A 25,639-nucleotide genomic window follows, 5' to 3' on the forward strand; every position below is an offset into this window, starting at 1 on the left:
GGTCCTAGGACCCGGGGCGGAGGAGGGAGGACCGGACGCGGGAGCGCTCGGCGGCCTCCCGGCAGGCCTCGACGGCGACTTTCGGCCACCGGCCGTAAACCGCGCTCGGACGGACATGTGCGTGTGGGGTGCAGACATGTGTCCGGAGCTGGGAGTAGATGGAAGGGGAGTGGATGGTTCCGCGCCAATGATGTCGGAACTGTTGACACGTGACTGCACCCTGTGGCCTAGAAACGGAGATCGGGTCTCCTCCCAGGGGATGACTCCGCGCCCGACGCAGTACAGCGACCGTGGGCCGATAGTCCGGCTTGCAGGCGGACTTGTGTCCCGCATTCGGCAGTGAGGATGGAAACCGATCCTGCTGGACCCGCTGACGTGCGCCGATCGCACCGGCAGAGGGTCGTCCGCGCCTGCCGAATCCGACGGGAGTCCCTTTCGCCGTGGCTACGTTCCTGTACAAACTAGGCCGCCTCGCCTTCCGGCGACGCCGCTATGTGGCGCTGCTGTGGGTGGTGCTGCTGGCGGGGGCCGGCTTTGCCGCCTCGGCCGCTCCCGCCCCGCCCGAAGACTCCTTCTCGATGCCGGGAACCGAGTCGCAGAAGGCCTTCGACCTGCTTGAGAAGCGCTTCCCCGACGCCAGCGCCGACGGTGCCAGCGCCCGAGTCGTGATCCGCGCCCCCGAGGGCGAGAAGATCGACGACGCTTCGTCCAAGGCCGAGGTCGAGAAGCTGGTCGCGGCCATCGGCAAGGGCTCGCAGGTCGCGAGCGTCGACGACCCCTACAAGGCCAAGACGGTCAGCAAGGACGGCAGCACCGCCTACACCGCGGTCACCTACAAGGTCGCCGCCACCGAGCTCACCGACAAGGCCCGGGACGCGCTGACCGACGCGACCGACAAGACCCGTGACGCGGGCTTCACGGTCGAGACCGGCGGCGACGCCGTCATGGCCGAGCAGGAGATGGGCGGCAGCGCCGAACTCATCGGCATCGCGATCTCCGCGGTGGTCCTGATCCTCACCTTCGGCTCGCTGGTCGCCGCGGGCATGCCGCTGCTCACCGCGATCATCGGCGTCGGCATCGGCATCTCCGGCATCGGCGCCCTCGGCAGCGTGCTCGACCTCTCCGCCACCACCTCCACGCTCGCGATGATGATCGGCCTCGCCGTCGGCATCGACTACGCCCTCTTCATCGTCTCCCGCTACCGCGCGGAGATAGCCGAGGGCCGTACCCCCGAGGAAGCGGCGGGCCGGGCCACCGGCACCGCGGGCTCCGCCGTGGTGTTCGCCGGGCTCACCGTCGTCGTCGCCCTCTCGGGCCTCGCGATCGTCAACATCCCGATCCTCACCAAGATGGGCCTCGCCGCGGCGGCGACCGTCGTGATCGCCGTCCTCATCGCGCTCACCATGATCCCCGCGCTCCTCGGCTTCGCCGGCCGCAAGGTGCTGCGCCGCAAGGACCGCAAGAAGCCCGCCGGTTCGCTGATCGACCCGAACGCCAAGCCGAAGCTCGGCACCCGCTGGGCGCGCTTCGTGCTGCGTCACCCGCTGTCCGTGCTCCTGGTCGCCGTCCTCGGCCTCGGTGCCGTGGCCGTCCCGGCCGCCAGCCTGGAGCTCGGCCTGCCCGACGAGGGCACGTCGGCGCCGGACAGCACTCAGCGCAAGGCCTACGACATGCTGTCCGAGTCCTTCGGCGCAGGATTCAACGGCCCGCTGATGGTCACCATCAGCAAGGACACCGACGTGGCGGGCGCCGCCAAGACCGTCGGCGACGCGATCGGCAAGATCGACGGCGTCGCCGCCGTGACCCCGGCCCAGGCCAACAAGGCCGGCGACACCGCGATCATGAACGTCGTCCCGAAGACCGGGCCGAGCGACCACAAGACCGAGGAACTGGTCAAGTCGATCCGCTCGACCGCGGACGGCCTTGGGTCGGACACCGGCTCCGAGATCCTGGTCACCGGCCAGACCGCGATGACCATCGACTTCTCGCAGACCCTGGACGACGCGCTCCTGCCCTACCTCGGGCTCGTGGTCGGCCTGGCGTTCCTGCTCCTGATGCTCGTCTTCCGATCGATCCTGGTCCCGCTCAAGGCCGCGCTCGGCTTCCTGCTCTCGGTGGCCGCCGCGCTCGGCGCCGTGGTCGCGGTCTTCCAGTGGGGCTGGCTCGCGGACATCGTGGGCGTCGACCAGCCGGGCCCCATCATGTCGATGATGCCGATCTTCATGATCGGTGTGGTCTTCGGCCTGGCGATGGACTACGAGGTCTTCCTCGTGACCCGGATGCGCGAGGCGTACGTCCACGGGGCGCGCCCCGGCGAGTCGGTCGTGACCGGCTTCACCCACGGCGGGCGGGTCGTGGCCGCGGCCGCGATCATCATGATCAGCGTCTTCTCCGGCTTCATCATGGAGAACGACGACATGATCAAGATGATGGGCTTCGGCCTGGCCATCGCCGTCCTCTTCGACGCCTTCGTCGTCCGCATGGCCATCGTGCCCGCCGTCCTCGCCCTGCTCGGCAAGGCGGCCTGGTGGCTGCCGCGCTGGCTGGACAAGGCGCTGCCGAACGTGGACGTGGAGGGCGAGCAGCTGCACAAGAACCTCGGCGACACCGTGACGCCCGACGCGGAGACCGACCGGGAGCTCGAGCCCGTGGGTCGGTGACCCACCGCCCCCTCCGGTGACGGGCCGGCCGGGACACCACCCCGCAGGGGAGTGTCCCGGCCGGCCCGTTTTGCGTGACCCGGCCCGCCCTCACGGAGGCGGGCCGGGTCACGCCGTCGCGGTGCGCCGCGGGCCGTCGGGCGCCCGGGTCAGCGGTCCGCGAAGACCATCCAGACCTGGCCCGGCGCGAACGGCATCGGCTCGCCGTTCGGCCGGGTGAAGGTGGTGCCACCGGTCGCCGCGGACCGCTTCCAGCGCGTCGCGTAGGCCTTGCCGTCCCGCAGCACGGTGGCCTTGCCGCTGCCGACCGTCTCGATGTACGGGGTGACCGCGCCGTTGACGTCCTTGAAGCGCGACGGGCGCATGGTCACGTGCTGGATCACGATGGTGCGGGCACCGAGCTGCGCCCCCGCCGTGCTGCGCGCGGGAGCGCCGTCGAAGGACGCCAGCCAGCGGCCCTCCCGCGGCGACCAGCGGAAGGAGTGGCTCGCCGAGGCGTATCTGACGGTCCGCACGTCGGCGCGGGTGCCGCCCTGCGGGGCCGCGCCGAACCGGAAGCCGATGTCGTTCGGCCGGTCCGCCTTCGGCGCCGACCGCAGCAGCGCCTTCGGACGCAGGAACAGGTTGTGCGGCGCGGCGCGGCCGCCCTCACGGAAGTAGGCGCCGGGAACCCGGCCGTGCGGGCGGGCGTACAGCGGCGAGTCCCTGAGCGTCTTCTGCAGCGCGCTGCGCACGCCGGAGTAGGCGAGCGCGGGGCGGCCGAACTGGCGCAGGAGCTCCACGTCGGACTCGCGGGCGCTGCGCACCGGTCCGACCGCGCGCGGGTACTTGCTGGAGTACACGCCCATCAGGCGGCTCATGCCGCCCTCGACCTTCTCCACGTAGACGATGTCGGCCTGGTCGAGGCCGGTGTGCGGCCGGGCTCCCCGGGCGTTGTCGAACTTCACGGCGAGGACCGGCCCCTGATCGGCCGTGAGACCGGTGAACGGCGAGGTGCGCGGCGCGGGAGCGTCCTCCCTGGCCGGTGCCGGGGCCGGTGCGCTCGCCCAGGAGGGGGCACCCACGGTGAGCGTCGCCGTGGCGACCAGCGCGAGCACTTTCGCGCCGAGGCGGGTGCGGCGGGTGGCCCGGACTGTCGTTGCTGCCATCTAGGCGTCTCCATTCGTGACGGAACCGGTCGTTGCACACCGGCAGGCGCACATCTACCTCCCGGGGCCGTACCGCCAACCGCCGCTGGGGCCATCCACCCTGGTCACGTCACTCTTTCCGGGGGCACCCCGCGTGGCTGCGCCCCGAACGGCGGCGCCGACGTGCCGGGCCCCGCACGTCGGAGACAATCATGGGCATGGCAGCGCTGACCGAGATCCTCCCCGTGGAAGCCGTGCTCCTCGACGCCCCGGCGGCGAACTGGCGCGAGGCCGTCCGGCGCGCCGGCGACCTGATGGTCGCCACCGGTGCCGCCACCGACACGTACACCGCGGAGATGATCGAGAACGTCCAGGAGAACGGGCCCTACATCGTCATCGCGCCGGGGCTCGCCTTCGCCCACGCCCGCCCCTCGCCCGCCGTCCTGCGCACCGGCATGTCCTGGGTGCGCCTCGCGGCCCCGGTCGCGTTCGGGCACGACACCAACGACCCCGTCGAGCTGGTGGTCGGCCTCGCCGCGAAGGACGCCTCCGAGCACACCGCGGCGATGGGCGCCCTGGCCCGGCTGCTCGCCGACCCCGGCACGGCCCGTGCGCTGCGCGAGGCGACGACGCCCGCCCAGGTGCACGCCCTCCTCGGCGATGGCCCCGCGCCCGCCCGGCCGCGCGGACGGGCCGCGCGCGGCGGGGACCTGCACAAGATCCTGACGGTCTGCGGCAACGGCGTCGGCACGAGCCTGTTCCTCAAGCAGACCGTCGAGGGCGTCCTGGACCGCTGGGGATGGGGCCGGTACGTCACCGTGGAGGCGACGGACACCATCTCGGCCAAGGGCAAGGCCGACGAGGCCGTCGCCATCCTCACCTCGCGGGAGATCGCCAGGACCCTCGGTGACGTGGGCGTCCCGGTGAAGGTCGTCGAGGACTTCACCAGCGCGGCGGAGGCCGACCGCGTGCTCAGGGACACCTACGACGTCTGACGGCCCCGCGCCCAGGAGGGAACCACCATGGACTGGCTCGTGTCGATCGCCGAGTTCCTCGTCAACGAGATCCTCAGCCAACCCGCGTACCTCATCGGCCTCATCACGGCCGCGGGTCTGATCGCGCTCAAGAAGACCGCCGGGCAGATCGTCGGCGGCGCCATCAAGGCGACGCTCGGCTTCCTGCTCATCGGGGCCGGCGCGACGCTCGTCGTCGGCGCCCTCGCCCCGCTCGGCGAGATGATCCAGGGCGCCACCGGGGCGCACGGAGTGATCCCCACCAACGAGGCGATCGTCGGCATCGCGCAGGAGCAGTACGGCGCCCGCGTCGCCTGGCTGATGATCCTCGGCTTCGCCGTCAGCCTGCTCCTGGCCCGCTTCACCCCGCTGCGCTATGTCTTCCTGACCGGGCATCACATGCTGTTCATGGCGACCCTGTTGACGATGGTGCTGGCCATCGCGGGCCAGGCGTCATGGGTCGTGGTCGTCGTCGGCGGCGTACTGCTCGGCATCCTGCTGGTCGCCATGCCCGCCTTCGCGCACCCCTGGACCAAGCGTGTCACCGGCAACGACAGCGTCGCGATCGGCCACTTCGGCACGGCCGGGTACATCGCGGCGGGCGCGACCGGACAGCTGGTGGGCAAGCGCAGCCGCAGCACCGAGGAGATGAACCTCCCCGAGGGCCTGCGCTTCCTGCGCGACTCGATGGTCGCCACCGCCCTGTCCATGGTGCTCATCTACCTGATCATGTCGCTGGTCTTCCTCGGCAAGGTGGGCAAGGCGGCGGCCTTCAAGGCCTTCGGCGAGAACGGCGCGGCGGGCGCGACCGGCGTCGGCGACTACGTCATGCAGTCCGTCATGCAGGGCCTGCAGTTCGGCATCGCCGTCGCCGTGATCCTCTTCGGCGTCCGCACGATCCTCGGCGAACTCGTGCCCGCCTTCCAGGGCATCGCGCAGAAGCTCGTGCCCGGAGCCCTGCCCTCCCTGGACGCGCCCATCGTCTTCCCCTATGCACAGAACGCCGTCCTGATCGGCTTCATCGCCAGCTTCATCGGGGGTCTCGTCAGCCTCGGGCTGCTGGCCTGGGTCTTCCACCCGGCCCTCGGGCTCGCGCTCGTGCTGCCCGGCCTGGTCCCGCACTTCTTCACCGGCGGCGCGGCCGGGGTCTACGGCAACGCGACCGGTGGCCGCCGCGGCGCCGCACTCGGCGCCTTCCTCAACGGCGTCCTCATCACCTTCCTGCCCGCCCTGCTCCTGAAGGTCCTCGGCGCCTTCGGGGACGAGAACACCACCTTCGGCGACGCCGACTTCGGCTGGTTCGGCACCCTCATCGGCTATGCGGCGAAGGCGGGCGAAACCGGCGGGATCGTCCTGATGCTGCTGATCGGCGCGGCCGTCCTGCTCGGCGCGATCGTCGTGCAGAAGCGGGTCGTGGAGACCGGCTGGGACCCCGGCGCCCGCCGCGACGCGCTGCTCCCCGCCGACCGGGCGCTCACCCCGGCCGCCGCTCCCGCCGGTTCCCCCGTCGCGTACGCGAAGATCGCACCCCCGCGCGGCGCCCCGAAGCCGCCCCCGCCGCCGGACGACGGCGCCTGACCACGGACCGCGCGGACCTGCTCCGACCACGCGCGCACCTGCTCCGAACCGGCGCGCACCCGCTCTGAACAGGGGCGCACGCGGTGGTACACGCGCTCGCGTGTGACATCACGGCGCAGCGGCCGCAAGTTGTCAGCAGATCAGTTGAGCACTAATGTCACCACGCCTTGGTGCACGGGAAATCCGGTGTGATGCCGGTGCGGCCCTCGCCACTGTGATCGGGAAGTCCGGCTCCAGCCCTCGCGGCAGCCACTGGGTACTCGCGTACCCGGGAAGGCGGAGTCCGGTCGGTAAGACCCGTCAGCCAGGAGACCGGCCAAGGCACGTTGTCCATCCACGAGGTGCTGGAGAGGGTCTGCTGAGCCATGCACATAGCCGAGGGTTTCCTCCCACCCGCGCACGCGATCGCCTGGGGCGTCGCGTCCGCGCCGTTCGTCGTCCACGGAGTCCGCTCCCTGACCCGTGAGGTCAAGGAACACCCGGAGAGCACCCTGCTCCTGGGTGCCTCCGGAGCCTTCACCTTTGTCCTTTCCGCACTGAAGATCCCGTCCGTGACGGGCAGTTGCTCCCACCCGACCGGAACCGGGCTCGGTGCGATCCTGTTCCGGCCGCCCATCATGACGGTGCTCGGCACCATCACCCTGCTCTTCCAGGCGCTGCTGCTCGCCCACGGCGGGCTCACCACGCTGGGCGCCAACGTGTTCTCGATGGCGATCGTCGGACCCTGGGCCGGATACGCGGTCTACCGGCTCCTCAAGCGGTACGACGTGCCGCTCATGGTCGCCGTGTTCTTCGGCGCGTTCGTCGCCGACCTGTCCACGTACTGCGTCACCAGCGTCCAGCTGGCCCTGGCCTTCCCCGACCCCAGCAGCGGCTTCCTCGGCGCGCTGGGCAAGTTCGGCGGCATCTTCGCCGTCACGCAGATCCCGCTGGCGGTCAGCGAGGGACTGCTCACCGTCCTCGTGATGCGGCTGCTCGTGCAGTCCAGCAAGGGCGAGCTCACCCGGCTCGGCGTGCTGCTGCAGCGCAAGCAGGCGGACGCCACCACCAGGACCGAGACGGGGGCCAGCGCCTGATGAACAAGAACGCAAAGATCAACATCCTGCTCGTCGTGATCGTCGCCGCTCTCGCGGTGCTGCCCCTCGCGCTCGGCCTCGGGGACGACGAGAAGGAGCCGTTCGCCGGCGCCGACGCGCAGGCCGAGACGGCCATCACCGAGATCAAGCCGGACTACGAGCCGTGGTTCTCGCCGCTGTACGAACCCCCGTCCGGCGAGATCGAGTCCGCGCTCTTCGCCCTCCAGGCGGCCATCGGAGCGGGCGTCCTCGCGTACTACTTCGGCCTGCGCAAGGGCCGCCGTCAGGGCGCCGAGCAGGCCGCCCGCACCGAAGAGGCGCCCCCCGGGGAGGCGCTCGGCGACCAGGCCGCCGAGCCGGACGGCGACGGCGCGCACCAGCCCGTCGGTGCCCGGCGGTCGGCCGATGCCGGCGGCGCCGGGTCCGGCACCGGGCAGGTCTGATCCGGCGTGCTGCCCATCGACGCGGCGGCGCACAGCAGTCGCTGGCGCCGCCGGCACCCGGTCGACAAGGCGGTGCTCGGGCTCGGACTCACCGTCCTCGCCATCTCGCTGCCGCCCTGGCCGGGCGCCGCCCTCGTGCTGGTCACCGCCGTCACCGTGCTGCTCGGCCCGGCGGGCGTACCGCCCCGCAAACTGTGGCGCGCCTACCGCGTGCCGCTCGGTTTCTGCGTGACGGGAGCACTGACCCTGCTCGTCCAACTCGGCGGCCCCGACGGGTTCGTGGCCTTCGCCGAAGGCGGCCCGGCCCGCGCGGGAGGCCTGCTCCTGCGGACCTCCGCCGCCTCGCTCGGGGTGCTCCTCTTCGCCTTCACCACACCGATGTCGGACCTGCTGCCCCGGCTGGTGAAGGCGGGTGTCCCCGCGCCGGTCGTGGACGTGGCGCTCGTGACGTACCGGATGAGCTTCCTGCTCCTGGACTCCATGGGCCGCATCCGGCAGGCGCAGGCCGCCCGGCTCGGCCACACCACCCGCGCGGCCACCTGGCGCTCCCTGGCCGGTCTCGGCGCCACCGCGTTCGTGCGCGCCTTCGACCGGGCCGGCCGGCTGCAGGCCGGGCTCGCGGGCCGCGGCTACGACGGCACCCTGCGGGTCCTGGTGCCCGAGGCCCGGGTCTCGCGGCCCTTCGTGACCGCGGCCGCGGCGCTCCTCGTGGGCCTGGTGGCCCTCACCCTCGTCCTGGAAAGGTTCCTGCCATGAGCGAGCCGACAGCTCTGCGCGAGCCGGGCGCTCCCGACGGGCCGGGCGGGCCCGTGGTCGCCCTGCGCGCCGCGTCCTACGCCTACGAGGACGGGCCCACCGTGCTCAGCGGCCTGGACTTCGACGTCGTCGAGGGGCGGGCGCTCGCGCTGCTCGGCCGCAACGGCAGCGGCAAGACGACCCTCATGCGGCTCCTCAGCGGCGGACTGCGCCCGGCCGGGGGCTCCCTGACCCTGGACGGCGCTCCCGTCACGTACGACCGCAGGGGCCTGACCCGGCTGCGGACGACCGTGCAGCTGGTCGTGCAGGACCCGGACGACCAGCTCTTCGCGGCCTCGGTCGAGCAGGACGTGTCGTTCGGACCGCTCAACCTCGGCCTGCCGGACCCCGAGGTCAGGGCCCGGGTCGCGGAGGCACTCGCGGCCCTGGACATCGTCGCGCTCGCGGACCGCCCCACCCACCTGCTCTCCTACGGGCAGCGGAAGCGGACCGCCATCGCCGGTGCCGTGGCCATGCGTCCGCGCGTGCTGATCCTCGACGAACCGACCGCCGGGCTCGACCCCGACGGGCAGGAGCGGCTGCTCGCCACCCTGCAGCGGCTGCGGGACGCCGGGACCACCGTGGTGATGGCCACCCACGACGTGGATCTCGCCCTGCGCTGGGCCGACGACGCGGCGCTGCTCACGCCCTCCGGGGTGCGCACCGGGCCGGTGGAGCGGATGCTGGCCCGGCGCGACCTGCTGGCGCAGGCCGGGCTGCACCTGCCCTGGGGCATCGCCGTCGGTGAGCTGCTGCGCACCCACGGCCTGGCCACCGGCGAGGACCCGCGCACCGCCGAGGAGTTGGCGGCTCTGGCGGCCGGAACGCACACGGGCGCGCCGGGCGCCGCGGGTGAGAGCTGATCCCGGCAGCGGCGCACCGCGCGCTCAGCAGTGCCGGTACACGTGGCCTTCCTCGCCCTCGGGCCGCACGTCACGGTCGCGGAGCGTGATCGAGAGCTTCTTGCCGTACGTGCGGCAGGCGGCGTCGAAGTCCTTCGCCACGTACTCGATGTCGAAGACCTTGCCGCGGTACGCGGACGCGTAGTCCTGGCACTCCTTGTACTGCGCGCACTCCTCGGCCACGGCGAAGTCGAAGCCGATGTCCCTCCGCCGGTCCAGCAGGTCGGTGGTGTTCTTCTGGGCGATGGCCAGGCCCCGGTGGTGCGCGCGCCGGGCGAGGAGCCGGGCGAAGTCGGCGGCGTCGTCGGCGGTCAGCAGGTCGTCGGAGCGTTCGTAGGAGTCGAGGTTGTCGGGCTCCACCGCGTCGTACCCCGCCTTCGCGCAGCCGTCGATCCACCCGCCGACGATCTCCGCGAGGGCCGCGCGCTTCTTCGCGGTGGAGATGTCGAGCAGCGGCTCGTCCCAGTCCTCGTCGACGACGGTCTCGCCGTCGTCGTCCCGCAGGATCAGGTCGTCGTGCTCGCGCTCCCACCAGCGGGTCGCCTCCTTGCCCGGCTGGGCCTGGAAGGCGTTGACGTAACAGATGTTGTAGAGGCCCGGCACCGGGTCGGCGGAGCGGTCGCGCGAGACGGCGCGGACCTTCGACGGGGGCCGGTAGGGGCCGCCCAGCTGGTAGTCGAAGGCCGCGTCGACGGGCGGCTGCCGGACCTCGCCGCGGGCGGGGCGCGCCGTGGAGGTGCCGGACCCGGTGTCGCCGTCGCCGCCGTCGCCGGAACAGCCGGCGACGAGGGCGAGGAGCAGGGTGCCGCCCAGGGCGGCCCGTGCGGACCGCCCGGCCGCCGCGCGCCGTGCGGGGCCGGTCGGCCGCCGCGGGGAAGTCCTGCCGCTCCGTGCGGAAGGTGTCTCGTCGGTCCGCACGGAGCGGTTCTTGCTGGTACGCCACTTGGTCCCGGTCACCCGACAAGGATCTCAGGGCCCGCCGCCGGACCGCGCGGCGGGACGCGGCTCAGGACAGGTTCAGGACCTTGGCGGTCTCCTTGGCCATGCCGGCCTCACCGGCGGCGTTGGGGTGGACGGGGACGAAGTTGGTGCCGAACAGGACCGGTTCGATCCAGCGCTCGCTCGCCGGCCGGCAGGCGTCGTGCGCGTCGGAGGCGGCGGCCAGGTCGACGAAGGTCGTCCCGGTCTCGGCGGCGGCCCGCTGCGCGGCGCCGTTCAGATGGGCTTGCAGGTCGCGCAGGTAGGGCACGTCGCCCTCCGCGATGGGCAGCTTGGCGAAGCAGCCGGGCACCGCCTTCGCGGGGGTGATCCACGGGTAGCCGAGGATCGCGACGCGGGCCTTCGGCGACCTGGCCCTGATCTCGTTGAGCGACGCCCTGATCGCCGGGTACGTCTTGGTCTCGACCTGGTCCTTGAAGGTGGAGCCGTAGCGGTCCTTGCAGGGGCTGCCCTTGCCGCCCGTGAGGATCCCGGCGCTGCCGCAGGAGAGGATCGCGTTGATGAACGTGCTGTTGTCGTTGCCGCCGATGGTGAGCGTCACCAGCTCCGTGTCGCTCTTGAGCGCGTCGAACTGCGGGGCGACACCCGGGTACTGGGACTGCGTGAAGTCCTTGGTCTGGGCGCCGCCGCAGGTGACGTCGGTGAGCTTGGCGCCGGTCTTCGCGGCCAGCAGGTGCGGGTAGTTCAGGAGCGTGCGGGCACACGGCAGGGGCGCCGTCGGATCGAGGGGGAGGACACCCGATCCGGCGCTGTAGCTGTCGCCGAGGGCGACGTAGCGGGTGGGCGCCTCGGCGTCGGCGGCGGCCGGTCCCGCGCCGAGACCGAGGGCCGCGATTCCGGTGACGGCGGCGAGCGCCGCGACGGTGCGATGCTGTGCGGGCATGCGCATGAGGGTTCTCCTCCGTGCGGGGGGATGTGGGGGGTGCGGGGTGGGGCTCGTGCAAGGTAGTTCACGCTTTAACGCCTCACTACGTGCGGAGATGCGCATCCGGAGGCATCCGGGGGAGTCGTCTTGGCAGGCGGGTGACAAGCGGGGGCGAGGGGCGGCGCCGAGGTGCCGTTCAGGGCGGGGCCGCACCCCGAAACGCCCGTCCCGCCGGACCGAGGACGGTCCGGCGGGACGGGCGAGGCGGCGTGTGTGGGGGGACCGCCTTCGGTTCCGCGGAAGGGTGGAGCCGGGCGGGTGCCGGTGCTCGATGCCCGGCGTCAGCCCTTGATGTTGACGTCGATGCAGGCGTAGAACGCGTTGGCCGTGTCCGCGATGTTCCACACCGCGAGGACCTTCTGCTTGCCCGTGAGCCCGCCGAAGTCGACCTTGTGCGTGACGGTCTCGCCCGGCTGGGCGCCGCCGTCGTCGACCTCGGCGATCTTGTTGCCGCCGACGAAGTACTGCCAGGTGCTGGTGCTGTGACGTGCCGTCAGCTTCCAGCTGAAGTCCTGGGAGGAGCCGACGTCGGTCACCTGCCAGTTCTTGCTGTCGTCGTCGAGCTCGGCGAACCGCGAGTTTCCGCCGCTGCACGTCGTCTGGCCCTTGGGGCCCTCGACGCTCTGCGGCTCATGGGTGATGTCGCCGCAGGCCACGGTGCCGGCCGCACACTGCGCCTGGCGGCTCGGGGGTGCGTTGACGTAGCCGTGGGCGCCGGCCGGTGAGACCGAGGTCAGGACGAGTACGGGCGCGAAGCCCGCTCCGACGATCGCGGCCAGTTTCCGCTTCGAACGCATCTGTGCTCCCTCTGGGGTGGGGGGTGAGGGGGAAGAGACGACCGGGCGCCTCGGTCGACTCATTGGCCTAGACCTTACTGATTGTCGGAACTCCGTCAACCCTTCAATTGATGTTCGTGGGGCGGAAGTTGCGTCCGGGTCCACTCGTGGATCAGCTCGGTGAAGGCCCGCGCGGCGGCGCTGCGATAGCCGTTTTCGCGGGTCAGCAGGGTGACCGTGCGGGTCGGCAGGGCGGGGTCGAGGGGGATGGCGTGCAGTCCGGGGCGTTCACGGGTGAGGGCGTCGGGCAGGACCGTGGCCAGCGGGGTGTGCCGGACGATCTCGGTGAGCGCGTTGATCGAGGTGGCCTCCACGGCGACGTCCGGCCGCACGGCGTGCCGGGTGAAATGGGCGTCGATGTGCACGCGGGTGGCGAAGTCGCCGCTGAGCAGGGCGAGTCGGGTCGTGGCGAGCTCGCCGAGGGGGAGGGGGGTGGCGCGCGCGGCCCGGGGGTGGAGGTCGCCCACGACGAGGTTCAGGTGCTCGGTGAACAGGTCGGTGGCGGACAGGCCCGGCAGGTGGGCGCCGTGGAAGGCGATGCCGAGGTCGAGCTCGTCGGTCAGGAGGGCCGGTTCGATGCGGTCCTGCGGCAGCTCCCGCAGGTGCAGGGCGATCCCCGGGTGGCGCTCGTGGAGCAGGGCGGTGAGCGGCCCGACGAGGTACGCGGTGAAGGTGGGCGTCACGGCCAGGCGCAGGGTGCCGCGGGACAGGTCGGTCACGTCGTGCACGGCGCGCTCGGCGGCGGCCAGGTCCTGCAGGGCCCGTCGCGCGAGGGGGAGGTAGGCGGCGCCGGCGTCCGTGAGGCGCACGGCCCGGCCGCCGCGGTCGAGGAGGGGGGTGCCGATCGCGCGCTCCAGCTGCCGGATCTGCTGGGAGAGCGTCGGCTGGGAGATGTGCAGCTCCTCGGCCGCGCGCGTGAAGTTGCCGTGCTCGGCCACGGCGAGCAGGTAGCGCAGATGACGCAGTTCAGGGGCCATGTTCCAACTATAGATGGCATCGATGGAAGGCATGGCTACTACGTCTTGGACGCTATAGGTCCAGCTCGGGCAGGGTGGATCTCGTCGCCCCACCGGGGCGGACTCCGCGGCTCCGGGCCGCGGACCTGACGGCCCTTTCCGGGCCGGACCTCTGTCGAAGCCCCCATCGAAGGGAGTGGCCATGCGAGACCTCGCGGCGGGAGTGAGACGCTTCCAGCGGGACGTCTTCCCGGCGAAGGCCGAGCTGTTCGCGGACCTTGCCGACCGCCACACGCCGGACACGCTGTTCATCGGCTGCTCGGACGCCCGCGTGGTGCCCGAGCTGATCACGCAGCGGGAGCCGGGTGAACTGTTCGTGGTGCGCACCGCGGGCAACCTCGTGCCGGCCCACGCGCCGCACGCCGACGGGATCGCCGCCAGCGTCGAGTACGCGGTGTCCGTCCTGCGGGTCACGGACGTCGTCGTGTGCGGCCACTCGGCCTGCGGCGCGATGACCGCCCTCGCCGAGCGCCACGACCTGACCGGCGCCCCGGCCGTCGCCGGCTGGCTGCACCACGCCGATGCCGCCGTGGCCCGCACCGCCGACTCCGCGACCGGCGCGGACCGGGTGGCCGCCCTGGTCCGCGAGAACGTCCTCGCCCAGCTCACCCACCTGGCCACCTACCCCTCGGTGGCCCGCGCGCGGGCCCGCGGAGATCTCGCGCTGCACGGCTGGGTCTACGACATCGCCACCGGCGCCGTCGAGAACCTCACCGAGGTCACCGCCCCGGCGGCCTGACCTCCGCCCCACCCGTGCCGTTCCCCCCACGTCCACCAGCCCTTCCTGCGGCCTCCCTCTGCACCTCGAACCGTTCCCGAAAGGACGACTCACCATGATCCACGCCCAGTTCGACCCCACCGCCCGGCAGAACCTCGCCGTCGTCGCCGTCGAGGCCAAGGTGCGCAAGAACCTGTCCTGGGAGCAGATCGCCGACACCACCGGCCTGTCCGTCGCCTTCGTGACCGCCGCGGTCCTCGGCCAGCACGCCCTGCCCGAGCCCGCCGCCCACGCCGTCGCCGAACTGCTCGGCCTGGACGCTGACGCCGCGACCCTGCTGCAGACCATCCCGACCCGCGGATCGATCCCCGGCGGCATCCCCACCGACCCCACCATCTACCGCTTCTACGAGATGCTCCAGGTCTACGGCACCACCCTGAAGGCCCTGGTCCACGAGCAGTTCGGCGACGGCATCATCAGCGCGATCAACTTCCGCCTCGACGTCCGGAAGGTCGCCGACCCCGAGGGCGGCGAGCGTGCGGTGATCACGCTGGACGGCAAGTACCTGCCGACCAAGCCGTTCTGACCCGTCCGACGCCCGGCGGCGACCGGAGGGCGGGTGAACACCCCTGGTTTCACTCGTAGTTGGAAAGTGAACGGTTCGCGACCCATTGACATCGGGTCTGCCCGAGGTGAAGCTCCAAGACGCCCGTGTTAACGCTAACAACGGGCTGAGGCACACCTGTGGGAGTCATCCATGTCAGGTAGTCGTCACCCTTCGCCCGCCGCACCGGGCTTACCAGGCACGCCGGTCCGGGCCCCGCGGCCGCGGCCCCGGCCGTCCCTGGCCCGCCGCACGCTGCTCCTCGCCACTGCCGCAGGCGGGCTCACCACCGCCTGCGGCAGCGCCGAGGGACGGCCGCCGGGCGAGGTCGCCGTCCTCGGGGACAGCGCCGAGTGGGGCAAGCCCATGGCGGCCGCCGGCGCGGCCATGAAGTCGGTGGCCGCGGTCCGCCTGGTGCCCCAGGTCAACCCGTCCCTGGAGTCCTTCGAGCAGATCGTGAAGTCCTCGCTGCGGACCAGCAGGACCCCGGACATGCTCAAGTACTGGTCGGGCTACCGGCTCCAGGACCTGGCCCGTACCGGCGGCATCACCGACCTGACCCGGCAGTGGGACGCGGCCGCCGCCAAGGGCTGGGTCGACGCCTCCCTGCGCGACGCGTTCACCTACCGGCACCGCGTCTACGGCCTGCCGATGAACCTCGCGTACTGGGTGTTCTTCCACAACCCCGAGGTCTTCCGCGAGCACCGCCTGCGCGCCCCCAGGACCTGGGACGAATTCCTCGCCGTCTGCGGGCGCCTGAAGAAGGCCGGTGTCACCCCGCTGCACGGCACGGCCGACGGGCGCTGGCCCTCCTTCATCTGGTTCCAGGAGATCCTCAGCCGCCAGGACCCGCGCTTCTACCGGGACCTGATGAACGGCCGGGAGCGCTACACCGACCCGCGGGCCGAACGCGCGCTGCGCACCATCGCGTCGTTCTTCGACCGCGACTGGTTCACGCCCATGGACATGAACCACCCCGACGCGGCCGCCGCCCTGCTGCACGGCAAGGTCGGCATGGTGCCCTGCGGCACCTGGCTCGGCTCCACCCTCGCGGCGGCGGGCGGCACACCGGGCAAGAACCTCGGCGCGTTCGTGCTGCCCATGGCCGACCCGAAGGTGCGCCCCAGCGTCATCTTCGAGTCCAGCGCCCTCGTCGCCACCGTCAAGGGACCCGACCACCCCGAGGCGCTGAAGGCCACCAGGGCCTGGCTGCACCCCGGCGTCATGAAGGCCTTCTCGCACACCCTCCAGGACGGCTGCCCCAACCCGGAGGTGGCGCCCGCCAACCCGGTCATCGGCAGCCTCGCCGCAAAGGTGCGCGGCGACAGGCTGTGGCTCCTCAACCGCTTCTGGGAACAGGGCCCGCCCGAACTCGTCGAGGCGACCGTCGACGACCTCGCCGGATTCCTCCTGAACCCCTCCTCGTACCGCGCGACGCTGCGCACCATGCAGGACCGCGCCGACGAGGCATGGCGGGTGTGGCGGGAGGCGGAGCGGACATGACCGGCACCACGGCCCCCGCGCGGCGCGCCACGAAGCCGGTACGCGCCCGGCGCCGGATCCCCACCCGCACCCCGCACCAGGCCGCACGGCCGGGCGGCGGCAGGCTCGGCGGCCCCCTCGCCGCGCTGCCCTGGACGCTGCCCGCCTTCGCCTTCGTCGGCGTGCTCCTGGTGTATCCGTTCTTCCGCAGCATCTACGGCAGCTTCTTCGAGGACAACGGCTTCACCAGCAGCTTCACCGGCCTCGACAACTACACGCGGCTCGCCGACGACCCCGTCTTCGGCCGCTCGCTCGTCAACACCCTGATGTGGGTGGCGGGCACGCTGCTGCTGCCCGTCCTGGCGGGACTGCTCATCGCGGTCGCCACCCACCGGATGCGGTTCGGCGGCATCGCCCGGCTGATCATCGTCCTGCCGTACGCGATCTCGGCCGCCGCCACCGCCGTCCTGTGGAACGTCATGCTGACGTCCGACGGCGCGGTCAACCAGGTGCTGCGCGGCATCGGCCTGGACGGCTGGACGCAGACCTGGCTCCTGGAGTGGCCGCAGAACACCCTCGCGATGATCGTCGCGAGCACCTGGCAGGCCACCGGACTGAACGTGGTCCTCTTCGCCATCGGGCTCCGCGCCATCCCGCGCGAGACCGTCGAGGCCGCGGAACTGGACGGCGCGAGCGGCTGGCGCATGTTCCGGCACATCACCCTGCCGCAGCTGCGGTCCGTGACCGTCGTGGTCGTCGGCATGGCCGTCGTGAACAGCCTCAAGGCCTTCGACATGATCTGGATCCTGACCAAGGGCGGCCCGTCCCGCTCCTCGGAAACCCTCGCGCTGAGCATGTACCGCGAGGCGTTCCGGCTGTTCCACGTGGGCTACGGCTCGGCGATCGCCCTCGTCCTCTCGGTGATCGTCGTCGCCTCGTCCTGGCTGTACCTGCGCCACCAGATGCCCGACACCGGCACGGCCGCGGGCTGAGGAAGGGAGGGGACCCATGGGACGCACGGTGCGCAACGCCTTCGTCGCCGGGTGCGTGGTGCTCTGGCTGGTCCCGCTGTACCTGCTGGTCGTGAACGCCCTGACCCCCGTGACCGCGTACGAGGGCAGGCCCGACTGGACCTTCCAGGGCTTCGCGCTCGTGGACAACGTCAGGACCGCGTGGGACGTGGCGGGCATCGGCGACAGCTTCCGGGCCTCGCTCCTGTACGCCGTCGTGTGCGGTCTGGCCGCCGTCCTGGTCGCCGCCATGGCGGCGTTCGCCGTGGTCGTCCTGCCGATCCCGAGGCCCGCCCTCTGGTTCTGGCTGATCTACTCCGGGACCCTGTTCCCGCTGCAGATGTTCCTCGCCCCGCTCTTCGGCCTGTACGCGGACGCCGACCTGTACGACACGCGGCTCGGCCTCATGCTCGTCTACACGGCCTGGGCGGTGCCCTTCGCGTTCTTCCTGATCCGCAATCAGCTGGCGGCCATGCCACCCGAGCTGACGGAAGCGGCCCTCATCGACGGAGCCTCCTTCCGGCGGATCTTCTGGCGCATCCACGTGCCGCTGATGAAGGCGGGCCTCGGCGCCGCCTTCCTCTTCCAGTTCACGGCCGTCTGGAACGACCTCCTCCTCGGTCTCACCCTCAGCCGCAGCCCCGACGTCCAGCCCGTCATGGCGGCCCTGAGCACCCTCAGCAACGCCTACGCCTCGACGGGCCCGCCCGTCATCCTGGCCGGCGCGCTGATCGTCTCGGTGCCGACCCTCGTCCTCTTCCTGGTGTTCCGCGGCCTGTTCCTGCGCGGCATCACCGCATCCGCCCGCTGACCCGACACACCCCCTTCCCCGGGAGAGATCCGCATGACGACACGGGCTCTGGTCCGCACCACCGACTGGGACAACGACCGGATCCGCGCCGGCCTGCGCGCCCGAGTGGTCAGTGCGGAGGGCACGCTGGCGGACGGCACCGCCCTGCGGCTCACCGAGGAACCCCTGCTGCGGCACGCCGACGACGGCACGCTCCTGCAGTCCCTGCGCGTCGAGCCCGCGGGCGACGCCCCGGTCCCCGGCGCGCTGGCGGTCCGCACCGCGTCCGGCGCGGCCCTGCGCGCCGAGCGCATCCCGGGCCCCGGCCGCTCCGTACGGCTGCTGCTGCCCGCCGTCGACACCGCCACCCGCGTCACCGTCGGGCCGCCCGGCGGACGGGACGGCATCGACGTACCACTGACCCCGCAGCGGCACTGGACCCTGCACCTGGTCCACCACTCCCACCTCGACATCGGCTACACCGACCCGCAGGGCCAGGTCCTCGCCGAGCACCTGTCGTTCCTCGACTCCTGCCTGGAGCTGACCCGGGCCACCGACGACTGGCCCGCCGAGTCGCGGTTCCGCTGGTGCGTGGAGTCGCTGTGGTCGTTCCAGCAGTGGGCTCGGGCCCGGCCCGCCGAACAGGTCGACGCCTTCGTCCGCAGGGTCCGCGAAGGCCGGATAGAACTGACCGCGCTGCCCTTCAACCTGCACACCGAGACCTGCTCCACCGACGAGCTGCATGAACTCCTGCGCCTGGCCCGCACCGTCCGCGACCACCACGGCGTCGACCTCACCTCCGCCATGCAGACCGACGTGCCCGGCGCCGTCGTCGGACTCGTCGACGCCCTCGCCGCGGCAGGCGTCAAGTACCTGTCGGTGGCGCACAACTGGGCGGGACGCTCGGTGCCCCACCTCGTCGGCGGCGAGAAGCTGCCCCGGCTCTTCCGCTGGCGCGCGCCCAGCGGCAACAGCGTTCTGGTGTGGGTCACCGACACCCCGCACGGCCTCGCCTACATGGAGGGCCCGCTGCTCGGCTTCGACACCGACTACGCCGACGTCGACGACCTGCTGCCCGCCTACCTGACCTCGCTCGCCACCCACCCCTACCCCTACCCGGGCGGCATCTTCGGCTGGCCCATGGACCGGACGGAGGTCAAGCGCGAACCCTACCCCTGGGACATCCTGCACCTGCGCGTCCAGGGCAAGTTCGGCGACAACGCACCGCCGCGCCGCATCATCGCCGACACCGTCCGCCGCTGGAACGACACCTGGGCCTTCCCCCGGCTGCGGCTCTCCCGCAACGAGGACTTCTTCACCGACGCCGAGGCCAGGCTCGGCGGCGAGATCCGCACCTTCGAGGGCGACTGGACCGACTGGTGGGTCGACGGGGTCGGCTCGGGGGCGCGCCCGCTGTCCCTGGCCAGGACCGCCCAGTCCGTGGTCGCCGACGCCCAGACCATCGGCACGTTCGCCGCCCTCCTCGGCGCCACGGGGGCCGAGGACGACAGCAGGGACGCCGCCGGGGTCTACGAAGCGGTGTCGCTCTTCGACGAGCACACCTGGGGCGCCGGCGACCCGTGGACCCACGGCGACGAGGGCGGCCACTCCGGCGAGCAGCAGTGGCACTGGAAGTACGGACAGGCGCTCCGTGCCCACGACGACGGCAACGCGCTGCTCGCCCGCGCGAGCGCCCGCCTCGGGCAGCGGCTCGGCGCGCCACCGGACGCCGCGGCCTCGTACCACGTCGTCAACACCTGCTCCTGGCCGCGCACCGACGTCGTGCCCGTCTTCCTGCCGGAGAGCACCGTGCCGCTGGAGCGGCCGGTCGCCGTGCGCGACGCCCGCGACGGACGGCTCCTGCCGCACGAGGAGCGGCCGCAGACCAATGACGACCACCGCGACGCGGGACGGTTCCTCCTCGTCCGCGTCGACGACGTGCCGCCCGCCGGATCGGTGCGCCTGGACGTCGTCGACGCGGCCGCCGACGCCCCGCGGGCCGTCGGGGGCGGGACGGCGAGGTCGGCCACCGGCTGGAACCCGACGGGCGGCACCGAACGCGAGGACCCCGCGGACGCGGCGGCCGCGGCACACGCACGCGCCGACCCGACCCTGCTGGAGAACGAGCACTTCGCCGTCCGCGTCGATCTCGCGCGCGCGTGCGTCGCGTCGGTCCTCGACAAGCGGACCGGCCGCGAACTCGTCCGCGAGGACGCCATCGTCGGCTTCAACGCCTACGTCCACGACAGCTACACCACCGCCGGGGCCTTCAACCACAACTCCAGCCGCACCACCGCATCGGACCGCCTCGAACACCTCGGCGCCCGCGCCGTCGCACCGCCCGCCGCACTCATCGCCCGCCGCTCCACCGTCACCGCCGAATCCCTCACGTACGAGACCCGCCCGGCCGGCGCCAACCGGCTGCGCACCACGCTCACCCTGCGCCACGGCGTGCCCCGCCTCGACATCGAGAACCGCCTGGACAAGGACGCCCGCCCGGGAAAGGAGAGCGCCTACTTCGCCTTCCCCTTCGCCTTCGACCACCCGGTGGTCCGCATGGAGGCCTCGGGCGGCGTCACCGGCGGCGGCCTGCCGGTGGTGCCCGGCTCGGCACTGCACATGCGGGCCGTGCGCCGCTGGGTCACCCTGGCCGACGACGACCTGACGGTGGCCTGGTCCACACAGGACGCGCCGCTCGTGCAGTTCGGCAACATCGCCCTGCCGTACGCGCCGTTCCCGAAGACGATGGACCACGACGAGCCCGCCACCGTCTACTCGTGGATCCACAACAACCTGTGGGACACCAACTTCCCCGGCGAGCAAGGCTTCGAGTTCACCTTCCGGTACAGCCTGGCCAGCGGCTCCGGCGCCCGCGACGTCGGCGGGCTCGGCCCGCGGACGGCCGCCGCCTGGAGTCGCCCGATGCGCGCCGTCCGAGCCAGGGGGGACTCGGGCGGCGCGCCGGACCGACACTCCTTCGTCGGCATCGGCGACCCGCGGGTCCGGCTGGTCGGCGCCACCACCCCGCGACCCGGCCTCGTCCTGCTGCGCCTCCAGTCGTTCGCGGAGCAGCCGCTGACCTGCCGGATCCGCGCCCACTTCCCGGTCGCCGCCGCCCACCGCGCCGACTTCCTCGGCGTCCCCGCCGAGCAACTGCCGTGCGCGGACGGCGAGATGACGCTGGAGGTGCCGACGCTCGGTACCCCGGCGGTGCTCCTCACCCGCCCCGGCCCGCCCCGTCCCGCGACCGCCTCCGGCCACCCCTGACGGCAGCCCGGAGAAACGCCCCGTACGACCGCACGTCCCAGTCCGACCGCACATCCCGTACGACCGCACTTCCCGTACGACCGCGCGAAGGAGAACGTGTGTACCGGCTCGACCCGCGCTACGCCCCCGCGCCGGGGGCGGTCCTCGCCACCGGCTGGCAGGCCGTCGCCGCCCAACTGCCCCCAGGACCCGTGACCGTCGCCGTGGACGGCCCGCCGACGGTGGACTGGGCGCGACTCGCCACCAGGCTGACCGGGGAACTGACCGCGCGCGGCACCCCGGTGCGCACCCTCGACCTGCGCGCCCACCACGCCCCGCCCGCCGAGGTGCGCCGCCGCACCACGGCCGCAGGCGACGCGGACGACCCCTACTTCGCGAGGCTCGCCGAGGCCTCCCTGCGCGACCTCTTCGACGAACTGCCGCGCCCCGCACCGCCGACGTCCGCCGAGGTGCTGCTCGTCCACGGCCCCGGCGCCGCCCTGCTGCCGCACGACCTGCTCTGGTACGCCGATCTGCCCAAGCGCCACGCCGAGGCCGCCGTGGCATCCGGCGCGGGCGACAACCTCGGGCTCCCGGGGGAGCGGGCGGACCTGCGGCGGCTGTTCTACGCCGACTGGCCCGTCCTGGACCGCCACCGCGACGCCCTGGCGGCCCGCCTCGACGCCTGGCTCGACGTCCAAGACTACGACCGGCCCACCTACCTCGACGGAGCGGGACTGCGCGCCACCCTCGCCGGCCTCGCCCGACGCCCCCTGCGCACCCGGCCCTACTTCAACTCCACGCCCTGGGGCGGCCATTGGGCCCAACGGCGGCTCGGCTTCGACCCCGCGGCCCGCAACACCGCCCTCGGCTACGAACTCATCGCCCCCGAGGCGGGCGTCCTCATCGGCCCGCACCCCGGTCAACAGGTGGAGATCCCCTTCCAGCTGCTCTGCGTCCTGCACCCCGACGCGCTCCTCGGGCCCGAGGTGGCCGCCCGGTTCGGCACCTCGTTCCCCATCCGCTTCGACTACCTCGACACGGTCGGCGGCGGCAACCTCTCCGTGCACTGCCACCCCAAGGCGCGGTACATGAAGGAGCGGTTCGGCTGGTCCTACACCCAGCACGAGACGTACTACCTGACGCTCGGCGGCCCGGCGTCCCGCGTCTTCCTCGGCCTGCGCGAGGACGCCGACCTGGACCTCTTCCGCAAGGAGATCGAGGAGGCCGCGCACGACGGCGTCCCCATGGACCCCGCCGACCACGTCCTGACCTTCCCCGCCGAACAGGGCCGCCTCTTCATGATCCCGGCGGGCACCCCGCACGCCAGCGGCGCCGGGAACGTCGTCCTGGAGATCAGCGCCACCCCCTACCTCTACTCCCTGCGCTTCTACGACTGGCTGCGCCCCGACGCCGACGGCCGGTCCCGCCCGCTGCCCTACGAACACGGCCTCGCCAACCTGGAGACCGGGCGCCGGGGCGACGCCGTCGCGCGGGACCTCGTCCAGGAACCGCGCACCCTGCGCACGGGCGAGGGCTGGCGCGAGGAACTCCTGGGCGCGCTGGACGAGATGTTCTACGAGGTGCGCCGCCACACCCTCGACGCCGGCGCCGTCCTCGACGACGCCACCCGGGGCCGCTTCCACGTCCTGAACGTGGTGGAGGGCGAGGGCGTCCTCGTGCACACGGAGGCGGGGGAGCGGCACGTGCTGTCCCGCGCGGAGACGCTGACCGTGCCCGCCGCGGTCGGGCCGTACCGGCTGGCGGCGGTGGGCGAGACGCCGGTCAGGGTCGTCAAGGCGCTGGTCCGCCCGGAGCCGCCCGCGGGAACCGGTCCGGGAGGCGACAGATGAGACCCGTGCTCGAACTCGGCGGCACCCATGTGACCGCCGCCCTCGCCGACCCCGTCGCCGCGACCGTGCTGCGGCGGGTGCGCAGGCCCGTGCGCGCCCGCGGCACCGCGGAGCACGTCCTCGGCGCGCTGGTGCGCTGCGCCGGTGAACTCGACGCCCCGGCCGGACAGGTGTGGGGCGTCGCCGTCCCCGGACCGTTCGAGTACGAGAAGGGGGTCGCGCGGTTCGAAGGCGTCGGCAAATTCGACGACCTGTACGGCATCGACGTACGCGCGGTGCTGCTCGACGGGGTGTGGCCGCGCCCGGCGGAGACCGTGTTCCTCAACGACGCGCACGCCTTCCTGCTCGGCGAGTGGCGGGCGGGCGCGGCCCGCGGCCACGACCGGTGCGTGGGCATCACCCTCGGCACCGGCGTCGGGTCGGCCTTCCTGGTCGCCGGAGACGCCCGGCACGACGGGCCCGGCATCCCGCCCCAGGGCCGCATCGACCTCGTCGAGGCGGCCGGCCGGCCCCTGGAGGACACGGTGTCGCGCCGGGCGATCCTCGGCCGCTACCTCGCGGACTACGCCGACCCGTCCGGCGCGGACGCGGCCCGGGACCTGGACGTGAGCGACGTCGCGGAACGGGCGCGGGCGGGGGAGCGGCGGGCCCGGCAGGTCCTCGACGAGGCCTTCACGACGCTCGGCGCCGCGCTCGCGCCGCGCCTGCGCGACTTCGGCGCGACCGTCCTCGTCGTCGGCGGCGCCATGGCCGGCTCCTGGGACCTGCTGCGCCCCGCGCTGCGTGCCGGGCTGGGGGATACTCCCGTGACGCTGCGCCCCGCGGGGCTCGGCGCGGACGCGGCGCTCGTCGGGGCGGCGACGTACGCGGCCGCCGTGCCCTGAGCCGCCGCGCCCGGCAGAGCGCCGGACGGAACGGAAGGACGTCCGCACCATGACCGGACCGCACGAGCCGCGCGGCGGCTCCGCCCGCGACCCCAAGAGCGGCCGGCCCACTCTGCGGGACGTCGCCGAGCGGGCCGGGGTCAGCGCGATGACGGCCTCCCGGGTGCTGCGCGACGACCCGCAGGTGCTGCCCGCCACCCGGGCCCGGGTGCGGGCGGCGGCGGCCGCGCTCGGCTACCGCCCCAACGAGGTCGCGCGCAGCCTCCGGCTCGGCCGCGGTGCCGGCCTGGTGGGCCTGGTCGTCACCAACCTCGCCAACCCCTTCTACTCGCGGCTGGCCCTCGGCGTGGACTCCGTGGTCGCCGAGCACGGCTTGAAGACGGTCATCGGCAACACCGGGCAGGATCCGGACGCCGAACGGGACCTGACGGCCGATCTGCTGGCCCGCCGCGTCGACGGCATCATCGCCGTCCCGGCCGGCGCCGATCAGCGCCATCTCGCCGCGGCGGCGGCCGGCGGGGTGCCGGTCGTCCTCGCCAGCCGCCCGCCCGAGGGGTTCGCGGCGGACTGCGTGCTGGTCGACGACTTCGGCGGCGCCCGGGACGCGACGGCCCGGCTCCTGGCGCGCGGCCACCGCCGCATCGGCTTCCTCGGCTCGCCCCCCGCCGTCCACACCGGCGCCGAACGGCTCCGGGGGTACGCGGCGGCACTGGCCCGCGCCGGTCTCGGCGTCGACCCGCGGTACGTGCGCCGGGGCCAGACCGAGCCGGACCAGGCCACCCGCGCCGCCGCCGAACTCCTCGCCCTGCCCGACCCGCCCACCGCGCTGTTCTGCTCCAACAACCGCAACACCATCGGGGCGTTCCGGGCGCTGCGGGCCGCGGCACCCGGCGGCGGCGCCGGTATCGCCCTCGCGGGCTTCGACGACTTCGAGTTGGCCGACGCGCTCGGCCTGCCCCTCACGCTCGTCGCGTACGACAGCGACGAACTCGGGCGCGCGGCGGGCCGGCTGCTCGCCGACCGCCTGCACGTCCGAAGCCCCGGCACGGCACCCGGCGCAGCCCGGCCGCAGCCGCCTCGCCAGATCGTCGTCCCCACCAGCCTGGTCGAATACGGAACTTGACGCCCCAGCACGCCGGGCCATCTTTCCGTCCGCGGAACCGACCCGGGGTTCTCGTACGTTGGGCAGGGCGGGGGCACGCCGTGCGCGCCCGACGGGCACGGAGACACCTGGGGGGACGCGTGGCGCAGCAGAGCCGTTCCGCGCGCCTTGCCGCGTCCGCGCTGTCGCTCGTCGTCACGGTCCTCGCCCTGTTCGCCCCGTCCGCCGCGGCCCACGGGACACCGGCCGACGCGCCCCTGCCCCGGCACACCGCGGTGGCGCACGCCCAGCAGCCCGCCGTCCCGCACGACGTCCCGGGCCTGCACGTCGCGCTCACGCACCGGCCCGACGCACCTCTGCCCGGACCGGAGCCCGCGGGCCCGGCGCCCACGGCCGCCGCCGCGGCTCCGCACCGGGCCCTGGGCGGACCCGACACCCATGGAACCGGCGCGCCCGCGCCGCCCCGCCGCCCCCGCGCGGCCACCGCCCCGCGCGGACCACCCCCGCCGATGAGTACGCAGCCCCTTCCTGACGCCTGACCGGCGCACACCGCATCCGCGACGCCCGGTCACGCGTTCTT

General features: G+C 73.1%; 22 protein-coding genes and 1 riboswitch. Of the genes, 17 read left to right on the forward strand and 5 right to left on the reverse strand.

Features of this window, described 5'->3' with window-relative positions; genetic code table 11:
- The first annotated feature begins 440 nt into the window (after positions 1–440).
- Positions 441–2,660 (forward strand): MMPL family transporter, encoded by a 2,220-nt coding sequence (locus ACFYXE_RS29295; protein ID WP_389317458.1) that lies wholly within the window; start codon positions 441–443, stop codon positions 2,658–2,660.
- Between the two features lie 149 nt (positions 2,661–2,809).
- Here the strand turns inward: ACFYXE_RS29295 and ACFYXE_RS29300 are convergent, their stop codons facing one another.
- On the reverse strand, positions 2,810–3,808 hold the full coding sequence (locus ACFYXE_RS29300) for a DUF3048 domain-containing protein (protein WP_389317461.1): 999 nt from the start codon (positions 3,806–3,808) through the stop codon (positions 2,810–2,812).
- 197 nt (positions 3,809–4,005) lie between these two features.
- On the opposite strand from ACFYXE_RS29300, the gene ACFYXE_RS29305 reads away from it, so the two are divergent.
- The 6 genes from ACFYXE_RS29305 to ACFYXE_RS29330 all read left to right on the forward strand — a co-directional run bounded on the left by ACFYXE_RS29305 (position 4,006) and on the right by ACFYXE_RS29330 (position 9,555).
- On the forward strand, positions 4,006–4,782 hold the full coding sequence (locus tag ACFYXE_RS29305) for a PTS sugar transporter subunit IIA (protein ID WP_389317464.1): 777 nt from the start codon (positions 4,006–4,008) through the stop codon (positions 4,780–4,782).
- A 27-nt stretch (positions 4,783–4,809) separates the two neighbouring features.
- On the forward strand, positions 4,810–6,378 hold the full coding sequence (locus ACFYXE_RS29310; protein ID WP_389317467.1) for a PTS ascorbate transporter subunit IIC: 1,569 nt from the start codon (positions 4,810–4,812) through the stop codon (positions 6,376–6,378).
- A 151-nt stretch (positions 6,379–6,529) separates the two neighbouring features.
- A riboswitch (cobalamin riboswitch) is annotated at positions 6,530–6,714 on the forward strand.
- A 29-nt stretch (positions 6,715–6,743) separates the two neighbouring features.
- Positions 6,744–7,454, forward strand: a complete 711-nt coding sequence (locus ACFYXE_RS29315) for an energy-coupling factor ABC transporter permease (protein ID WP_389317470.1) — start codon at positions 6,744–6,746, stop codon at positions 7,452–7,454.
- Positions 7,454–7,897, forward strand: a complete 444-nt coding sequence (locus ACFYXE_RS29320) for an energy-coupling factor ABC transporter substrate-binding protein (protein WP_389317473.1) — start codon at positions 7,454–7,456, stop codon at positions 7,895–7,897. Before ACFYXE_RS29315 ends, ACFYXE_RS29320 begins: the two co-directional genes overlap by 1 nt.
- Positions 7,898–7,903: 6 nt before the next feature.
- Positions 7,904–8,653: a cobalt ECF transporter T component CbiQ gene (gene cbiQ / locus ACFYXE_RS29325; protein ID WP_389317476.1), complete on the forward strand. Its 750-nt coding sequence runs from the start codon at positions 7,904–7,906 to the stop codon at positions 8,651–8,653.
- The gene (locus ACFYXE_RS29330; protein WP_389317479.1) at positions 8,650–9,555 is read left to right on the forward strand and encodes an energy-coupling factor ABC transporter ATP-binding protein; all 906 of its coding nucleotides are present in this window, start codon (positions 8,650–8,652) and stop codon (positions 9,553–9,555) included. Before cbiQ ends, ACFYXE_RS29330 begins: the two co-directional genes overlap by 4 nt.
- Before the next feature lie 24 nt (positions 9,556–9,579).
- Here ACFYXE_RS29330 and ACFYXE_RS29335 read toward each other — a convergent pair whose 3' ends face one another.
- The 4 genes from ACFYXE_RS29335 to cynR form a co-directional block, all read right to left on the reverse strand.
- The gene (locus ACFYXE_RS29335; protein WP_389317628.1) at positions 9,580–10,407 is read right to left on the reverse strand and encodes an endo alpha-1,4 polygalactosaminidase; all 828 of its coding nucleotides are present in this window, start codon (positions 10,405–10,407) and stop codon (positions 9,580–9,582) included.
- Between the two features lie 193 nt (positions 10,408–10,600).
- The gene (locus ACFYXE_RS29340) at positions 10,601–11,482 is read right to left on the reverse strand and encodes an SGNH/GDSL hydrolase family protein (protein WP_389317486.1); all 882 of its coding nucleotides are present in this window, start codon (positions 11,480–11,482) and stop codon (positions 10,601–10,603) included.
- A gap of 317 nt (positions 11,483–11,799) precedes the next feature.
- Positions 11,800–12,315, reverse strand: coding sequence for a lytic polysaccharide monooxygenase auxiliary activity family 9 protein (locus ACFYXE_RS29345; RefSeq protein ID WP_389317489.1), 516 nt, complete (start codon positions 12,313–12,315; stop codon positions 11,800–11,802).
- Between the two features lie 95 nt (positions 12,316–12,410).
- Positions 12,411–13,331 carry a transcriptional regulator CynR gene (cynR, locus tag ACFYXE_RS29350; protein ID WP_389317492.1) on the reverse strand — a complete coding sequence of 307 codons (921 nt, stop codon included), beginning with the start codon at positions 13,329–13,331 and terminating at the stop codon, positions 12,411–12,413.
- Positions 13,332–13,512: 181 nt separating this feature from the next.
- On the opposite strand from cynR, the gene ACFYXE_RS29355 reads away from it, so the two are divergent.
- The 10 genes from ACFYXE_RS29355 (at position 13,513) to ACFYXE_RS29400 (ending at position 25,598) form a co-directional block, all read left to right on the forward strand.
- On the forward strand, positions 13,513–14,109 hold the full coding sequence (locus tag ACFYXE_RS29355; RefSeq protein ID WP_389317495.1) for a carbonic anhydrase: 597 nt from the start codon (positions 13,513–13,515) through the stop codon (positions 14,107–14,109).
- A gap of 94 nt (positions 14,110–14,203) precedes the next feature.
- On the forward strand, positions 14,204–14,674 hold the full coding sequence (gene cynS / locus ACFYXE_RS29360; protein WP_389317498.1) for a cyanase: 471 nt from the start codon (positions 14,204–14,206) through the stop codon (positions 14,672–14,674).
- Between the two features lie 384 nt (positions 14,675–15,058).
- Positions 15,059–16,195, forward strand: a complete 1,137-nt coding sequence (locus ACFYXE_RS29365) for an ABC transporter substrate-binding protein (RefSeq protein ID WP_389317501.1) — start codon at positions 15,059–15,061, stop codon at positions 16,193–16,195.
- Complete coding sequence (locus tag ACFYXE_RS29370) at positions 16,192–17,166, forward strand: carbohydrate ABC transporter permease (protein ID WP_389317504.1); 975 nt, start codon at positions 16,192–16,194, stop codon at positions 17,164–17,166. Before ACFYXE_RS29365 ends, ACFYXE_RS29370 begins: the two co-directional genes overlap by 4 nt.
- A 16-nt stretch (positions 17,167–17,182) precedes the next feature.
- On the forward strand, positions 17,183–17,995 hold the full coding sequence (locus ACFYXE_RS29375; RefSeq protein WP_389317507.1) for a carbohydrate ABC transporter permease: 813 nt from the start codon (positions 17,183–17,185) through the stop codon (positions 17,993–17,995).
- 33 nt (positions 17,996–18,028) lie between these two features.
- The gene (locus ACFYXE_RS29380) at positions 18,029–21,241 is read left to right on the forward strand and encodes an alpha-mannosidase (RefSeq protein ID WP_389317510.1); all 3,213 of its coding nucleotides are present in this window, start codon (positions 18,029–18,031) and stop codon (positions 21,239–21,241) included.
- Positions 21,242–21,339: 98 nt separating this feature from the next.
- Entirely contained in the window at positions 21,340–23,073 is a 1,734-nt protein-coding gene (locus tag ACFYXE_RS29385; protein WP_389317513.1) for a class I mannose-6-phosphate isomerase, read from the forward strand.
- Positions 23,070–23,957, forward strand: coding sequence for an ROK family protein (locus ACFYXE_RS29390; RefSeq protein ID WP_389317516.1), 888 nt, complete (start codon positions 23,070–23,072; stop codon positions 23,955–23,957). The genes ACFYXE_RS29385 and ACFYXE_RS29390 overlap by 4 nt, the downstream gene beginning before the upstream one ends.
- 49 nt (positions 23,958–24,006) lie before the next feature.
- Positions 24,007–25,080 carry a LacI family DNA-binding transcriptional regulator gene (locus tag ACFYXE_RS29395; protein ID WP_389317518.1) on the forward strand — a complete coding sequence of 358 codons (1,074 nt, stop codon included), beginning with the start codon at positions 24,007–24,009 and terminating at the stop codon, positions 25,078–25,080.
- Between the two features lie 119 nt (positions 25,081–25,199).
- Positions 25,200–25,598 (forward strand): hypothetical protein, encoded by a 399-nt coding sequence (locus ACFYXE_RS29400; RefSeq protein WP_389317521.1) that lies wholly within the window; start codon positions 25,200–25,202, stop codon positions 25,596–25,598.
- Positions 25,599–25,639: the final 41 nt, after the last annotated feature.

It is taken from the genome of Streptomyces sp. NPDC002564, assembly GCF_042889645.1.
GTDB lineage: Bacteria > Actinomycetota > Actinomycetes > Streptomycetales > Streptomycetaceae > Streptomyces.

Excerpts from the sequence above, each read along its gene's own strand:
- ACFYXE_RS29300 (WP_389317461.1), bottom strand. The coding sequence starts at position 3,808 with ATGGCAGCAACGACAGTCCGGGCCACCCGCCGCACCCGCCTCGGCGCG.
- ACFYXE_RS29305 (WP_389317464.1), top strand. The coding sequence starts at position 4,006 with ATGGCAGCGCTGACCGAGATCCTCCCCGTGGAAGCCGTGCTCCTCGAC.
- ACFYXE_RS29310 (WP_389317467.1), top strand. The coding sequence starts at position 4,810 with ATGGACTGGCTCGTGTCGATCGCCGAGTTCCTCGTCAACGAGATCCTC.
- ACFYXE_RS29315 (WP_389317470.1), top strand. The coding sequence starts at position 6,744 with ATGCACATAGCCGAGGGTTTCCTCCCACCCGCGCACGCGATCGCCTGG.
- ACFYXE_RS29320 (WP_389317473.1), top strand. The coding sequence starts at position 7,454 with ATGAACAAGAACGCAAAGATCAACATCCTGCTCGTCGTGATCGTCGCC.
- ACFYXE_RS29330 (WP_389317479.1), top strand. The coding sequence starts at position 8,650 with ATGAGCGAGCCGACAGCTCTGCGCGAGCCGGGCGCTCCCGACGGGCCG.
- ACFYXE_RS29340 (WP_389317486.1), bottom strand. The coding sequence starts at position 11,482 with ATGCGCATGCCCGCACAGCATCGCACCGTCGCGGCGCTCGCCGCCGTC.
- ACFYXE_RS29345 (WP_389317489.1), bottom strand. The coding sequence starts at position 12,315 with ATGCGTTCGAAGCGGAAACTGGCCGCGATCGTCGGAGCGGGCTTCGCG.
- cynR (WP_389317492.1), bottom strand. The coding sequence starts at position 13,331 with ATGGCCCCTGAACTGCGTCATCTGCGCTACCTGCTCGCCGTGGCCGAG.
- ACFYXE_RS29355 (WP_389317495.1), top strand. The coding sequence starts at position 13,513 with ATGCGAGACCTCGCGGCGGGAGTGAGACGCTTCCAGCGGGACGTCTTC.
- cynS (WP_389317498.1), top strand. The coding sequence starts at position 14,204 with ATGATCCACGCCCAGTTCGACCCCACCGCCCGGCAGAACCTCGCCGTC.
- ACFYXE_RS29365 (WP_389317501.1), top strand. The coding sequence starts at position 15,059 with ATGGCGGCCGCCGGCGCGGCCATGAAGTCGGTGGCCGCGGTCCGCCTG.
- ACFYXE_RS29370 (WP_389317504.1), top strand. The coding sequence starts at position 16,192 with ATGACCGGCACCACGGCCCCCGCGCGGCGCGCCACGAAGCCGGTACGC.
- ACFYXE_RS29375 (WP_389317507.1), top strand. The coding sequence starts at position 17,183 with ATGGGACGCACGGTGCGCAACGCCTTCGTCGCCGGGTGCGTGGTGCTC.
- ACFYXE_RS29380 (WP_389317510.1), top strand. The coding sequence starts at position 18,029 with ATGACGACACGGGCTCTGGTCCGCACCACCGACTGGGACAACGACCGG.
- ACFYXE_RS29390 (WP_389317516.1), top strand. The coding sequence starts at position 23,070 with ATGAGACCCGTGCTCGAACTCGGCGGCACCCATGTGACCGCCGCCCTC.
- ACFYXE_RS29395 (WP_389317518.1), top strand. The coding sequence starts at position 24,007 with ATGACCGGACCGCACGAGCCGCGCGGCGGCTCCGCCCGCGACCCCAAG.